Origin of the sequence: Mesorhizobium sp. M8A.F.Ca.ET.021.01.1.1 (assembly GCF_003998025.1) — a bacterium.
In the GTDB taxonomy this organism is placed as follows: Bacteria; Pseudomonadota; Alphaproteobacteria; order Rhizobiales; family Rhizobiaceae; genus Mesorhizobium.
This window is the reverse complement of sequence record NZ_RZSJ01000098.1, coordinates 1-14,117: the sequence shown is the minus strand read 5'-3', so window position 1 is coordinate 14,117 and position 14,117 is coordinate 1. Positions and strand designations below refer to the sequence as shown.

The window sequence follows — 14,117 nt, the reverse complement described above, 5'->3', positions numbered from 1 at the left end:
GTATCAAATGGGGAGAGCTCGGTTCGCACGGGTCGCCGCCTCGCAGGTGGGGTGGTGAGCAAGCTTGCCTCCTGGACCCCGACCATCGCAGCCGCAAGGGTGCGCGGTATCGGGGTCGCGCTCATAGAAAGCACATGAAGTCGAGGCGCTAGGCCACGAAGCTCCTGTTTGACCCTGACGCCGAACCGGTGCTCCTCATCGATGACAAGCAAGGCGAGATCCGCAAATGTCACGTCCTGGGCTGCGATGGCCTGCGTCCCGATGACAATTCTTGTCGACCCGTCGGCAAGGCTAGCCCTGACCGCCTCCGCCTCGGCCGCGCCGACCGTGCGGGACAGAAGCGCGACGGTGACGTCCGTCCCTTCGAACCGTCGAGAAAAAGTTTCGAAATGCTGGCGCGCCAGCACGGTCGTGGGCGCCGCGACTGCTACCTGGCCCCCGTTCAGTGCAACGACCGCCGCTGCCCGCAATGCCACTTCCGTCTTGCCGAATCCGACATCGCCGCAGACCAGCCTGTTCATCGCCTTACCAGACGACAGGTCTTCGAGAACGGCGGCGATCGCTGCAGACTGGTCCACGGTCTCGGGGTAAGGAAACCTTGCAGCAAAGCGGGCATAGGCAGCGCGTGGCGGGGTCAGCACGCGAGCACCGTTCTTCTCGCGCTCCTTGGCCAGCCTGACGAGATGATCGGCGGTTTCGTCGATCTCCACGTCGAGTTGCGCACGGCGCTTGGCCCACCCGTCGCCCTTGAGCTTGTCGAGCGATACCGCGTCCGCCTCCGCCCCATAGCGCCAGATGCGGCCAAATTCGTCTACGGGGGCGAGAAGCGACGCGCCGCCGTGATACTCCAGCCGGACGGCCTCAGCGACTTTCCCGTCCAGCTCCAGCGTTTCAAGCGCCCGCAGCACCCCAAGACCATGATCTTCATGAAGGATGACATCGCCAACCCGCAAATCGGGTTCCTCGATCAGCCCGGTGCGAGTTCGGGTTGATGCGTTGAACCTGGTGCCAAAAACGTTGGCGCCTGCAAGGACAGCCAGCGCAGCGGTCTGATCGATGAAACCGTCTTCAATGTCGGCCGCGAACCGCACGACGCTGCCCGGCTCACCATTGAGGATGTCTGGCCACCTTGCGGCTTCCTCGATTTCTCGCGAGAGCGTCCGTCCGACGGTCCTCGCAAGGCGATCAACGTCGGCGGCCGCACCGGCAAGCACGACCCGCAATCCCGCCTGGGCCATTTCGTCTGCAAATGCCGCTGCGGCCCTGGACGGGTTCGGTTCGCCGATGAAGTCGGGAGCCGAGGTCAAGCCGGCTGTTTCAAGGTCGGTTCGCCGGGGCTTCAATTCCGCATTCAAGGCACGGCGATCGAGGTAGAAACGCTCCGCCGTCGGCTTGCGACCTCTTTGCTTGTCGCGTGCATGGCGAGCTTCGTCGATCAGTGTGATCGCGGCGTCGAAACGGTCGTCGACGCCTGGCCCCACGATGATCGAGGCTCGCGGCGAAAGCGCAAAGATGCTGGCCAGTTCGACATCGGCTGAGAGAATCCGCGACTCGATACTCGACACATCCGCCAGGTCGGCTTCCATATTGGCAGCCATAAGCTCCGTCGCAGGCACGATTTCGATTGTCTGCGCCGGTTCGAGCGTGCGTTGCGTGACAGGATCATAGGAACGGATGCTGGAGACCACACCGTCTTCAATGAAAACTCGATATGGATTCGGGGCACCGGGCGGATATACATCGAGCCCCTGACCGAGCAAGGAAAATTCGCCGGCCTCGTCGACCCGATCGTCGAGGAGATAACCAAGCGACAACAAGCGATCGGACAGCGCGTCGATGTCGAAAGGTTCGCCTGCGGACAGGGTTATGAATGCCGTCGCCATCGCCTTCACCGGCGCGATGCGTTGCAGCGCCGCCTCTGGCGATGTGACAACCAGTCGAGCCGGGCTAAAGGCTGGCTCGGCCATTGCGACCAGGGCTGCAACGCGCCTGCCCATGCTTTCACGCGAGGGTTGGATACGGTCATAGGGGAGGCAATCCCATGGCGGCAACAGGATTACCTGAGACTCGGGCATGAACGCCTTGCAGCAGATGGAAACTTCCTCCGCCTGGCTCTCGCTTCGCGCGATGAAGACCACGCCATCGGGGCCGGCATCACGAACGCGCTCGATCAGCCTTGCGCCTATCGCCGAGGAACTCACACGCCATGTGGTCCGCCGCTCATCGGTGGGAAGGCCGGCGTCAGGCAATGCACTCCGACCGACCACGTCAGGCGGACGATCTATGGGTTTTGGCTTTGTCATGGCATTCCGGCTGGAGACGTTCTGTGTTCAACTTGCGCGCTAGTCCTCCGTTCCCGCTGGACACCGTTATCGCCGGCGCATGACTGAGGAGGGCAATCCAGGAGAACTGTGGGATGTCGGATAATTTCGAAGTCGCTGATGAACCAAAATGGGCCCGGGCAGTTAGCACTGGATGGAGTTTGAAACGATCATTGGCTCTCTGGCCGCAGTTTGCTCGACGACGAGTTTCGCGCCGCAAGCCTGGAAGATCATCAAGAGCCGAGATACGGCCGGCATTTCGGCGCCGATGTACGCAATCACAGTGTTGGGATTTGCGCTTTGGCTCACCTTCGGGCTTATCAAAAAGGAATGGCCGATCGTTATCACCAATGGCGTCTGCCTGATCCTGTCGACATTTATCCTGTCGATGACGCTCCTTCCGCGCACTAAGAAGGACGCCGTGGCAAACGCTCTGGATCCTGCCGAGCCGACAGAGCAGTGAGCAGTAGACAGTTCACGATCATGCGGTGTCACGACGTCGGGCTGCCCCTCCGGATTGCTCGGCATCTCTCTGCCGCTCAATCTCCTCTGGCTCTTTCTGATCGATCGTGGTCACCTCGTCTCGGGCAGCGCCGTTGGCGTGGATGAGTTCGTCCAGCTTGGCCTGAATCGCCTGCGTGTCCCGGTGCTCAGCGCGCTGGATGAAGAGCGTCATCGCCCACGTGGCCAATGTAGCGGCGCCATGCCAGTCGAGGCTTTCCCGCTCGAAAATTGCCCACAGGGCGCCGTAGCCCAGCAAGATCAAAAACGCCCATGGCCGCGCAGAGAGCGTGCCCAGTTTTGTAAGGATGCTTCCGACGTCCATGCTTCTGCCTCCGGTGAGGGGGTGGCCGCTCTATTTCGCCGTCAACGATCAATCCGAAGGAAGGTCACGTCACGGAATGAAGCCGGGCCTGTTCGAGAGCGGGCCGGAGCATTTGGCGAAAGAGCTGGCTGGTCGCCGAGGCCGAGCGACGAATGTCATAATAAGCTTGAGCCCTGACGACGCTCTTTGCCGACATGTCTTTCAGACGCTTCGGCTGTCCGATCAGGGCCAACGCTGCCTGCGCGACACCTTCCCAATCGCCCGCGTATTCGGACACAATCCCCGGCCATTCGCTTGTTCCTATAAGAATTCCCGTCTCTCCGGTTTCGATGATTTCCGGGACCCCCCCGACCCCGATTGCGACCACCGGCACGCCGGAGGCCATGGCCTCCAGGATCGCCAGGGGCATGGCGTCGGCGCGCGACGTATGCAGCATCATGTCGAGCGACGGATAAGCCTTATTTGGTTGCGGCCAAAGGCCCGCCATGTGGAAATGCGCGCTTATGCCTGCACGGCCTGCCGCCTCTGCTAGCTCGGTTTCCATCACACCGGTACCGATCATGGCAAAGTGGATGTCGGGCCGGCGCTGCAAAATATACTCGGCCGCCTTGAGGAATTTGTCGGGACCTTTTTCCCACGCGAGGCGACCGACAAAACCGATCAGGAAATCGTCGGTACCAATGTTGATGGCCCGACGAAAGTCCGCGGGATCCGCCGACTGGGGATTGTATGTCGACAGATCGACGCCATTGGGGACCAGGCTGACGGCATCGGGCGCAAGCCCGACCGCCATAGCCTGCGACCATGCTTCCCTACAGACGACGATCGTGTGGCTGCCGGTGTTGCGTACGACGCTGATTTCCTGCGGTTGCAGGCTCATGCCATGCAGCGTCGCCACGGTTGGTGTTCCGGTCAGTTTACCGGCAATCGCGGTCGCCGTGTGCGCGTTCATGAGATGGGCGTGAAGCAGATGGACGCCATGCTGTCGCACGAGCGTGCAGATCAACTCGATTGTCCGCCATGGGGGGTCGTCGCGCAGAGGCGCGATGAAGACGTCGCGGCCCTCGATGCGCAGCGCCTTGGTGAACGCGCTCTCGAAGGGACACAACAGCGACACCTTGTATTCTTCCGCCGGCAGGCAGGCGATGAGATTGCGGACGTAGTTTTCCATGCCGCCGACGATCGCATTTCCCAAGACTTCCAGAACGTGGATCTGTTCGCCGGGTTTGGCCACGATGTGCGGGGCGCGTGTCATGAGGCGGGACTGTCTTCGGCGGATTGGTCGAGGCGCAGCCATTCCGATGCCGTGTAGCTCATGATCGTCTTGCGATCCGATACGCTCACCTCAAGACGATCGAAGATGTCCATCACCTCGTCGATTGCCGCCCGTATGTGACTCCCCTCGCATGGAAGGAAACGGTCGCTTCCGAATTGGATGGACCGCGGACCTATGACGTCGATTGCCTTGCGGAAGACGTCTTCGCGATAGATCGGTGGCGGCCCAAAGGAGATATCGAAACGAAACTGGCTCTCAGCCGGGTCGATCCCATTGATGCGATCGATCACCCCGACGGCGTTCGCCTCATCGCACCAGGGCCAGCCGAGGTGCGCCAGCGTTACCCTCAGACCAGGGTAATCCCTGACAGCTTCGTAGAAGCTGGGCCGGCAAAACCGTCCGGAGCGTCCGTCAATGAAGATGCCACTGTGGAACAGGATCGGCAGATCAAGCCGGGCCGCGACTTCGTAGACCCGATGCGCACAATCATCGTAAGGATACCATCCGGTAGGCACCATCTTCAAAGCACGGATACCTGGCAACTCGGCGGCGCGCTCAAGATCTTCGGCCGCATCATCGTGGAGAGGATTGACGACAGCAAAGCCCACGAGCCGATCCGTGTGTGCCTTAAGCAGGTCCGATAGATATCGATTGCCCGCCCTCAGCGAGCCGGCGTCGGCGAGCGAATAGGGCGGTGTCAGAAACGGGGCGAGCAGGAACGCCACGTCCACGTCGGCCTGATCGAGCGTGTGCAGCACGCCCGCCGTTGTCTCCTGGCCTGTCGTGTGGAGATGCGCGTCTATGATCATGAGTGGTCTCCCTGTTCGACAACGAGCATGATCGTGCCGCGTTCCCGGAAATCGTACGCCGACATTCTATTGAGGGTCGGCATCCGCTAGCCGCGAGGTGCACATGGCAGGCTGAGCCAGGGGCTTGATGCGGGTGAGGGTGGGCTGTTCACGATGGAACACTGTATTCGAAGACGCTGGCACTCGCCTCGTCGACGACCCGGTACCAGCGCAAATGCTGCCCGCGCTCAATAAATGGACCCGCGACGATCTGCTCCAAAGCATCGACAGGGTCATGTCCGTTCACTGCATGGCTGGCGACGAGTTCGTCGCCCATCATCTCGTCGATCTGGTACCGGATTGTTCGTGCAGAAGTGCCCATCGAACGCAATCTCGCAGATCGGACGAAGTTCCGTCCCACGTGCACGCTCACGGCTGAAGGACGCCCACGTGCATAAAAGACAGTCGCGGAAGTGTTGACCCTGGCCTACACGACGCGGGTGGGCATCGACTTGGATGCCCTGATCCCCGTTATCACCGGATATAGCGGGTCAATGACGTCGAGGTCGGCGCGATCAATCTCTTCAAAGGCCATGCCTTGCAGGAAGGCCGTCGCTGCCAGGACATTGCCAAACTGTTCGGCCACGACTCCGGCACGCCCGAACCGTTCCTCGAACAGGCGTCGGGCGGCGCTCTGCGTCATAGCCCAGAACCACTTTTCAGGACCATCCAGCGCGTCGATCGGCGTAATGCCAGGAACGGTGGCCAGCACGACCCCACCAGGCGCCAGCGCTCGATGGACGGTCGCCAAGGCCCCACGGATGTCATAGATCATGTGGAGGGTCTGAGTGACGATCATGCAGTCGAAGCATGCTGCCTCGATGTCTTCCTCACGCTGGAGGTCGCACTTGATTGTGGCGCACGGATTGGCGCTTTCTGGAGAATCGATGATGTCGGACCGCACCACGCGCTCCCCGCCGAAACGTCTCGTGTAGACGTCATCCCCAATCTCGGCGACGCGGCCCTTGATGTCGCCGGCGTGCCGTTCCAGAAAGCTTTCGATATAATAGCGATCAAGCGGCCTGCCACGATCGCCACCAAATGCGCGGCTCAATGGCTCGATGAAGTTCAGATCTCCGAAGTCCACCATTCCCGGAGCGGGGAAATGCTGGCGTACTTTCATCATTGGGGTCTCCATTTCCAGCATTGGGGCCGATGCAAGATATCCCGGTGCCGATAGCCGAACGGAGAGATAGCTCACCGCTACAATTTCCAAACAGTCAAACATGAGCGCATGCGCCGGCGCTGATCGGCGTCATGTCCACTGAGCTCAGCGCGGCGGCCCAAGTTCCTGCTGTGGACGTTGCTTCCGCGTGCCTCCTTGTTACGCTGGGGAAAGCCCCATCCATTCCCTAGAAGTACCAGCTGAGCCGAGTCATGGAAGCGGCACAAAGGTATGCTTTTGCCAACAGGCTTAACTCTAGGGTGGCCGATAGTCTTGTCGGGCAGTGATAGTTTTAGTTGATCCGGGGGCATGCAAATCGCCGGCATTGTCTCCGGTGGCGCCCCAGGGTTGATGCCTGAAAGGGATCAAGCAACGAAGCTTTCAGCCTGGACCGAGCGCTCGGTCCCTATGGTCAGCCTGCCGAAACTATATTGATTGCCTGGTCCAGAGTGCAGCATCTCGAGCGAACCGCGTTCGCCATCGATAACCAGATCGAGAAAAGCATGGCACATGTCGATGGTCGGCGCGGTCGAATTGACCTGGAGCAGGAGCTCGGTGCTGTCGGGATAGTGGCATACGAGCCTGATTGTCGAGGCGGCATCCTTGCGGGAGCCTTGCCCTTCCACGCGGATCGCCGCCCATGCGCGCTGATCCGCGATGGATGCCTTAACCCGGGCTGCGGCCGCCGCGACTACCGTAAGCCTGCGCAAAGCACAGCATTCCTCGATGGTCGAGATTGTGCGGCCGAAACCCACGAGGAGGAGGGGTCGTGCATCACACGTCCCGGATGCATGCTCCTCCCTCCACCAGCCTCGCCCATCAAGAACGGGATGGTCAACGGCCCCCCGCGCGGCCAGTTGTGCAATCGTCTGTGCAAGGGCGGTTGGCCGGGCGACGCCGCCCCGAACGTCGAACGCTCCGCTTTCATAAAATCCGCTCCGCGCGGTCAGCAAAGAGTTCCAGTCGACAGCGCCGAAGACGGACCAAGCCGTCACCGCGCGGACATCGATGCCGCGAGCCCTGGCCTCCTGCGCCGCCTTCCATCCCTCCGCCAGCCAGCGAACCTGCTCGTCGCGGGTCGATCCATTGTGCAGTTCAGTGATCGCGATCGGTAAGCCGTAGCGTTGCCAGACTTCGTCGATCCGATGGCCCAACTCCGCCTCCTGGCGGCGATCGGACCGGACTGCTGCGCTATCGACATAGGCGTCGATGCCATTCCCGCCGACGCGTTCGTGCTCATAGCGGTCGACATTGTCGTCGAGCATCCGGTCGCTTGTCAGGTAATAGTCGAGGCCGATCATGTCCGGTACGCATGGCTCGGCCGCAAGCGATGACAAATCCGCAGCACGGACTCCTGCTTCCAGGAGCCGGCCATGGAAAGGGTGTCGATGATCGACGCGCCCGGCCAGCAAATCCAGAGCCAACCAGCGCCGTTCATTTTCATGGTCTGCCTGATAGGCCAGAGCTTCGGTTGAAAACACCCGCCCGACATCCTCCGTCTGTACCAGACCCGCCGCTGGCGTCAGGCTGCGAATCGCCCTCATCGCCCATGCGGTCGCCAGGCATTGGGCGACAGTCAATTGGAAGCAAATCGCCTCGCTCGAACCGTGCGGATGCCAGAGGCCGTAGAGCCCGCTCAGGCGCGCCGTGGTCAGCGGCTCATTGATGGGTGTGTAAAGCTTCAACCAGGGATAGCGCTGGGCAACCGCCCCCGCATAACGCGCGAAACTCCCCGGAAAATCGGGATCCAGAATGTCCAGCCAAGGCGGGCCGCTGCCATGGTGCAACAGGCCGGCAACCGGCTCGATACCAAGTTCCCTGAGACGACGGAGTCTGGCATCCGTCCAGCTCCAGTCATAGGAGCCGGGCGTGCGTTCAACCAGTTCCCACAACACCGGATAGCGAAGTGTTCGGATCCCGAGTGCCGCAATCAGCTCAAGGTCCTCGGTCCGATGCAGATGCCCGGTTTCCGACAATTGATCGCGCACGATTGGGCCGGCGCGAACATGGCTGCATTCCACACCCCCCCACATTTCGAGCGGCCCATTCATTCCGCTGCCTCGACCGCGGTCGACGCGCCCGCAGCCAGCTGCATCTGAATCCGTCCAAAGGTGGCAAGGGCCTGACCTACGACTTGGTCCATGTTGTAATATCGGTATGTCGCCAGGCGGCCGACAAACCAGACGTCGCGGACTTCGGCCGCAAGCGCTTCGTACCGCTTATAAAGCACTTCGTTTTCGGCTCGCGGCACCGGATAATAGGGGTCACCGACATCAGTCGGATACTCATAAGTGAGGCTGGTCTTCGTGCTTTGCTGGCCGGTGAGGTGCTTGTATTCTGTGATGCGCGTATACGCTTCGGTCTGGGGATAATTCACGACAGCGACAGGCTGGAACTGCTCTTGATCCAGCGTGATGTGGTCGAACCGCAGTGACCGATAGGGCAGCGCGCCAAGCCTCCAGTCGAAATACTCATCGACCGGTCCGGTATAGATCATCCGGCGAAACGGGATGCTTGCCCTGACGTCGCGATAATCCGTCTGCAGCATGATCTTGATATTGGGATGGTCCAGCATGCGCTGAAACATGCGCGTGTATCCTTCGGCGGGCATTTGCTGGAAGCTGTCGCCGAAATACCGATCGTCTCGATTGGTTCGCGTCGGAACGCGCGCCGTCACCGATTTGCTGAGCTGAGACGGGTCCACCCCCCACTGCTTTCGAGTATAGCCCTGAAAGAATTTCTCATAGAGCTCGCGGCCGACTGTGCTGACGACGACATCCTCGGCGGTGCGGATTTCTTCGACCCGCTCGCGGCGAGCGGCAAAGAACCCTTCCAGCGCCTCCGACGTCAAATCGAGATCGTAAAGCCGGTTGATCGTATCGAGGTTGATCGGAATGGGCAGCAGCTTTCCGTCGACTTGTGACAGGACGCGATGCTCGTATGGCCGCCACGCGGTGAACTGGGAGAGATACTCGACGATGGACTGGGCATTGGTGTGAAAGATGTGCGGTCCGTATCGATGGATCAGGATACCAGCCTCATTGTAGCAATCGAAAGCGTTGCCGCCGATGTGACTGCGTCGGTCGATCAGCAGCACAGTTTCATTTCGCTGGGAAGCGATGCGCTCGGCCAACACACTGCCGGCAAAGCCGGCACCCACGATCATCCAGTCAAACATTATCAAGCGCTCCGTCTGAACGCGACGACGTTCTTCCTCGAATGGGCGTGCTCGAGGTGTCCGGCCATTGCGACCCAGGTCTTCTCCCACGACATGTCGACGAGGTAAGCGTCGACACGGGAGAGCCAGCTGTCGCGTGGTCGGGCCAGGACGGATCGGATTTTCACCTCGGCATCGCTTGCATCGATGATCTCAACCAGACCTTTGGCGCCGTAGGTTCGTACGACATCAACGATCGCGGTGGAGACCAGCGGAACGCCGGCGGCGAGAAATTCCGGGGTCTTCGTGGGACTGATGTAGCGGGTGGCCGCATTGAGCGCGAACGGCATCCACCCCGCATCCCAATGCCTGAGATAGTTCGGCAAATCTGCATAATCCTTGCCGCCAAGCCAATGGATGTTGGCGGCTCGCGGAAGGCTGTCGCGATCGATCTTGACGACCGGCCCGAGCATGACGAAATGGATGTCGGGCATGCCGCGGGCTCCCTGGGCCACCAGGCCGACGTCGAGCCTTTCGTCGATGACCCCAAAATAGCCTACCCGTGGATGGGGAATCTGGATCTGGTCGTGCGGGTCCTCTCCGGTCGCCCTTGCCTGATGAAAGTGTGTGAAGTCGATGCTGCTCGGAAATGGAAATATCGAGCGGTGCAGGCCGCGCTTGGCTTCGTAAAGGCTTTGGCCGCCGGTGAAGACGATATCGGCGCGTTCGAGAAGTTTCCGCTCCATCTGGATCAGTTCAGGCGGAGCGTTCTTGAACGCGGAAAGCTCGTCCATGCAGTCGTAGACACACACGTCGCATAGGACGTGGTCGCTGAACTGCAGCGCCATCGGCGTGTAGTACCACAGTGTAAGCAGGTGTTGGGGCGTCGCCGCGATGAGCTGGTCAACGAAATTTCGCTGGATCTTTGTGGCATCCGCCGGATCTGTCCCGAGCGGTAGGATCGGCGTCACGACTGTGATGGATGGCGAGATCAGATCGGCTCGCATCGAGGCCTTCGCGACAGACTCGAAGATGGGCTCCTCGAAATAAACGACCTTCTGGGATTTCGAAGCGAGAGTCAGAATGTGTTGAGGACGCTGGTACACGAAATTCCATCGCAAATGAGAGAAGCACAATAACAGAGAGGAATCAGATGAAGTTACATGGTCCTTCGCTACTGCCCGGTTTTTCATTTAAGCGTCCCTTAATTCTGTGAAGAAATTCTATTAGGCGTGGCCGTACAACAAATGTTAATAACGGCCTTAAGATGTGATGTCAGCTAAGGGGCTAACTTGGCTAAGCGACACTCGTTCCGCTGCTGAATTGAATTCGATGCCCCTGAGCGAGCGGCAAGTCCGAACGCCGCCCGGGCTGGACCTGCGCAACGCAGCGGGTTCCCGTTGCGCCTGTTCGCGCAACGGTAGAAACTCGCCTGGTGAAACCGATTCTGCCCAGCGCAGTTGTCGGCAAAATCGAAGTTTTAACGAGGGACTGATGTCAGTCACTTTTGAAACAAATGTCTTCCCATTGTTTCAGCCAACGAACGTCGATGATGTGAAGGACCCGTGCCCGGTTTTCGATGGGCACCGATGGCACATGTTCGGATCAAGTGGCACGGTGACGAACGAGACGTGGAGGATTCTCCATGCCTCCGCGCCTGGGATGGAGGGGCCATGGACCGAGCATGAACCGATCGTGCTGTCGCTCGTCGGATCGGGGGTGGCGGCCCCCGGTGTGATCTTCGAGGCCGGCGTCTTTCATATGTTCATCCAGACCGAGTTCATGAAATCGGGCGGCCGCTGTGAGCATGTTGTCTCGGACAACGGCTTCGATTGGACCCTGCTGGGGTCCGCGATCGATGCACTTCCCGGTACGGATGAGGACGGAATCTACGATCCGCATCCGGCCCTCATCGGTGGCAAGCGCTACATCGTCTATTCAGGCATGCCACGGTTTACCAAGGTTCCGCAGCCCGACATTTATCTCGCGCGCAGCCAGTCGGATTCGTGGTTTGGGCCCTGGAAGCGGGTTGGCAAGATACTCGACCATGCCGACTTGCCTCACCACAATTCGCGTGAGCACCCTGACTATGAATGGGGCATCGAGGGTGCGCAGCTTGTCGAGTTGCCGGGCGGCCGCATTCTGCTCAACGCCACATGCTTTCTCCCCGAAGGGCCCCGCGGCAGCCGCCAGCGGGTCTTTTTCGCGCTCGCCGAGCAGGTCGAGGGCCCTTACCGCACGGTCGGGCCGGTTCTTGACCCTGGAGAACCAGGTGAAAATGGGCATTCGACCGTCGTCATCGAGGGCAATCGGCTGGCGCTTTTCTACCAGAGCCGCAGGGCCGCGACAGGTCATCGCTGGCGGTACGGTGTCGCAAAGTGCGACCTGGCAAGACAGGCATGGTCCAACGTGGCTTGATTTCACCCATCAACGCTGGACCCAACGCCCTCATTCGGGAAACCAAGCCGAACACCAACGTCACTTCGCCCGCTCTCTGCTTGCGTCACTGATCTTGCCGCGGACGGCCTTTTCGGTTTCCGAGCCAGCGGTTTGGACGACGTCAGCAACTGTGTCGATGATCGAAGCAGGATCGGTACTGAAGCCCTTTTTGTCGGCCTCGTCCTTGACTGTCTGGTAGGCTTGAGCGGCAACATCCTTGGCGCCTTCCACGCCTTGATGGAGCAGCTCGTTCGCCTTGTCGCGGACCGCGTCGCTTGTTTTACCGATCTGTTGATCCTCGAAATCGGTGCGTGGAAGCATTGCTCCTACTGCCGTCCCGAACGCCAGGCCCACCGCCGCCAGCACCAGCGGTTCCTGGCGAATCAGATCCACCGCCGCAGCGGTTGCCTTGCTGGCCTGATCAACGGTGCTCGCACCATATTGGCTTGCGCTGTCCGAAACACTCGAAGCAGCCCCGGCCATGGACGACCGCACGCCATCCGCCGCATCTTCGACGATCGATTTCGCCTTGTCGATTGCGCCCGACAAGGCGCCGGACACGCCGCTTGTCAGGCCCTCGGTGTCGAAAGGACGATCCACGGCCCCGAGATCATCCGCGAAGTCGGGACGCACCGTCGAGCGGGGGGCACCATTGACCGCAGATGGCTTCTGCGCTCCTTGTCCCGCCATCAGCCACATCAACCCCACGCCGACGAGAGCGACGGGAAGCGGATTGGCACCAACCTGGGACTTGAGGGCGCCGAGCATCGAGCTGCTATCGCCACTTGCAAAGAGCCCTGAGAACTCGTCGATGAGTTGGCCTGGCGTCATTTTGTTGCGAATGGATTCAGCGGTGTCGGAAACGTTGGCCCGCGCGATTTCGGCCTCACGTTGAAGTTCGGCGGATGTTTTCTCGATCATTTGACTTGGTCCTTGATTATCTTTGCGTCGCTCTTCAGCTGCGCGGCGGTGCGATCCGGCGTTAATTCGGATGGTTTCATATTCGCGGAGCCTGTCTTCACCAAGAAGAGGCCGAGGACGGCGACTACGATGCCGACCAGCAGCGACGACCATCCGGGTCCGAGAGGGGTCTTCGAGAGCGCGATCACCAGGGCCTGTAAAAGCACCATCAAGGCGGCCAGAAGGCAAATGGCGCCGCCCAGAACCTCGATTGCACCCGCGCCAGCTTTTTCGGCCTTTTCCGAGAGCTCAGTCCTGAGCAGCCTGCCCTCGGTCTGGACCAACGTAACAACCTGCTGCGACAGATCTCCGATCAGCGTCATCAGGCTTCGGTCCTCTTGGCTGCCGGGGGTCATGGCGTATGCCTCCCGGCTGCCACATCGGATTGGGGACGATCTTTAGCGTGGGCATCCGCCGACGAGCTTTTGATAAAGCGACCCAATGCCAGACCCGCGAGCATTGCTCCACCGAACAGCGCCGCCGGATTGCTGCCACCGAAAGCGCGGACTTCGGCCAGGACTTCTTCGAAGGGCTTGTCGTTGAGCGATGCGGACATACGCTCAAGACTGCCGGCTGCTTCAAGGGCAAATTTTGCCGCCGCTTTCTGGTCGCTGTTGGCCAGGTGCTCACTGGCCGCGCGGACGGCGCCGCCAAGCGCGGCGACCGCACCCGTCAGGGTATTCTGTGCAAGCTGGGCCTTGTCGAATAGCGCTTCCTTGCCTTCTGCGGCCACGTCCTTGGCTTTCCGGGAAATATCGTCCTTGGCCGAGCCAAGAATGTCGGAGGCCACGCGCCCCGCCTCGTCGGCGCGGCCGGCAATTTCTCGCTGGGCCTGCGAGAAATCGGGGTTAGGTTTCGGTTCAGATGCCATGCCAGTCTCCCATGTCGGGCCAACCATCAGTGGAGGCCTAGAAACGAAAGGATCGCGAGCACGACGACCACCAATCCGATCAGATAAATGACACCGTTCATGTGCGTGTTCCTCCTGACGGGGCAACTTGCCATTTCCTCAAACGTTCCGGCGTTCGCTTATTTATGGTGTCGGCTTGAGGTACATTGAGAGTTTCGTTACTTCCGCTTGCTCGACCATGAACCTTGGCGACTTTTGAAAGGCAGGTACGGAAG

14 protein-coding genes are annotated in these 14,117 nt (G+C 60.4%); 2 read left to right on the top strand and 12 right to left on the bottom strand.

Going from position 1 to position 14,117, the window contains the following annotated elements:
* On the bottom strand, positions 1-2,249 hold a 2,249-nt coding region (locus EOA36_RS10830), incomplete at its 3' end, for a DEAD/DEAH box helicase (protein WP_189553169.1).
* Positions 2,250-2,475: 226 nt separating this feature from the next.
* On the opposite strand from EOA36_RS10830, the gene EOA36_RS10825 reads away from it, so the two are divergent.
* Positions 2,476-2,784, top strand: a complete 309-nt coding sequence (locus EOA36_RS10825) for a SemiSWEET transporter (protein ID WP_127277630.1) — start codon at positions 2,476-2,478, stop codon at positions 2,782-2,784.
* Positions 2,785-2,802: 18 nt separating this feature from the next.
* Here the strand turns inward: EOA36_RS10825 and EOA36_RS10820 are convergent, their stop codons facing one another.
* The 8 genes from EOA36_RS10820 to EOA36_RS10790 all read right to left on the bottom strand — a co-directional run bounded on the left by EOA36_RS10820 (position 2,803) and on the right by EOA36_RS10790 (position 10,786).
* Positions 2,803-3,147 carry a low affinity iron permease family protein gene (locus EOA36_RS10820; RefSeq protein ID WP_127277628.1) on the bottom strand — a complete coding sequence of 115 codons (345 nt, stop codon included), beginning with the start codon at positions 3,145-3,147 and terminating at the stop codon, positions 2,803-2,805.
* 64 nt (positions 3,148-3,211) lie between these two features.
* On the bottom strand, positions 3,212-4,402 hold the full coding sequence (locus tag EOA36_RS10815; protein ID WP_189553167.1) for a glycosyltransferase family 4 protein: 1,191 nt from the start codon (positions 4,400-4,402) through the stop codon (positions 3,212-3,214).
* Complete coding sequence (locus EOA36_RS10810; RefSeq protein WP_127277622.1) at positions 4,399-5,232, bottom strand: amidohydrolase family protein; 834 nt, start codon at positions 5,230-5,232, stop codon at positions 4,399-4,401. The genes EOA36_RS10815 and EOA36_RS10810 overlap by 4 nt, the downstream gene beginning before the upstream one ends.
* Positions 5,233-5,380: 148 nt before the next feature.
* Positions 5,381-5,593: a hypothetical protein gene (locus EOA36_RS37005; RefSeq protein ID WP_135863588.1), complete on the bottom strand. Its 213-nt coding sequence runs from the start codon at positions 5,591-5,593 to the stop codon at positions 5,381-5,383.
* Between the two features lie 105 nt (positions 5,594-5,698).
* Complete coding sequence (locus EOA36_RS10805; RefSeq protein WP_189343611.1) at positions 5,699-6,397, bottom strand: methyltransferase domain-containing protein; 699 nt, start codon at positions 6,395-6,397, stop codon at positions 5,699-5,701.
* 404 nt (positions 6,398-6,801) lie between these two features.
* Complete coding sequence (locus EOA36_RS10800; RefSeq protein WP_127277618.1) at positions 6,802-8,487, bottom strand: family 1 glycosylhydrolase; 1,686 nt, start codon at positions 8,485-8,487, stop codon at positions 6,802-6,804.
* Positions 8,484-9,614, bottom strand: a complete 1,131-nt coding sequence (gene glf, locus EOA36_RS10795; RefSeq protein WP_127277616.1) for a UDP-galactopyranose mutase — start codon at positions 9,612-9,614, stop codon at positions 8,484-8,486. Before glf ends, EOA36_RS10800 begins: the two co-directional genes overlap by 4 nt.
* A 2-nt stretch (positions 9,615-9,616) precedes the next feature.
* Entirely contained in the window at positions 9,617-10,786 is a 1,170-nt protein-coding gene (locus EOA36_RS10790) for a glycosyltransferase family 1 protein (protein WP_127277614.1), read from the bottom strand.
* A gap of 502 nt (positions 10,787-11,288) precedes the next feature.
* Between EOA36_RS10790 and EOA36_RS10785 the strand changes: the two genes are divergently transcribed.
* Positions 11,289-12,011 carry a hypothetical protein gene (locus EOA36_RS10785; protein ID WP_245464316.1) on the top strand — a complete coding sequence of 241 codons (723 nt, stop codon included), beginning with the start codon at positions 11,289-11,291 and terminating at the stop codon, positions 12,009-12,011.
* Between the two features lie 60 nt (positions 12,012-12,071).
* Here EOA36_RS10785 and EOA36_RS10780 read toward each other — a convergent pair whose 3' ends face one another.
* From EOA36_RS10780 to EOA36_RS10770, 3 genes are read right to left on the bottom strand one after another with little or no spacing between them, the layout of a single operon-like run.
* Complete coding sequence (locus tag EOA36_RS10780; protein WP_127277612.1) at positions 12,072-12,953, bottom strand: hypothetical protein; 882 nt, start codon at positions 12,951-12,953, stop codon at positions 12,072-12,074.
* Positions 12,950-13,348, bottom strand: coding sequence for a phage holin family protein (locus EOA36_RS10775; protein WP_127277610.1), 399 nt, complete (start codon positions 13,346-13,348; stop codon positions 12,950-12,952). The genes EOA36_RS10780 and EOA36_RS10775 overlap by 4 nt, the downstream gene beginning before the upstream one ends.
* Complete coding sequence (locus tag EOA36_RS10770; protein ID WP_127277608.1) at positions 13,345-13,863, bottom strand: hypothetical protein; 519 nt, start codon at positions 13,861-13,863, stop codon at positions 13,345-13,347. Before EOA36_RS10770 ends, EOA36_RS10775 begins: the two co-directional genes overlap by 4 nt.
* Positions 13,864-14,117 lie beyond the last annotated feature (254 nt).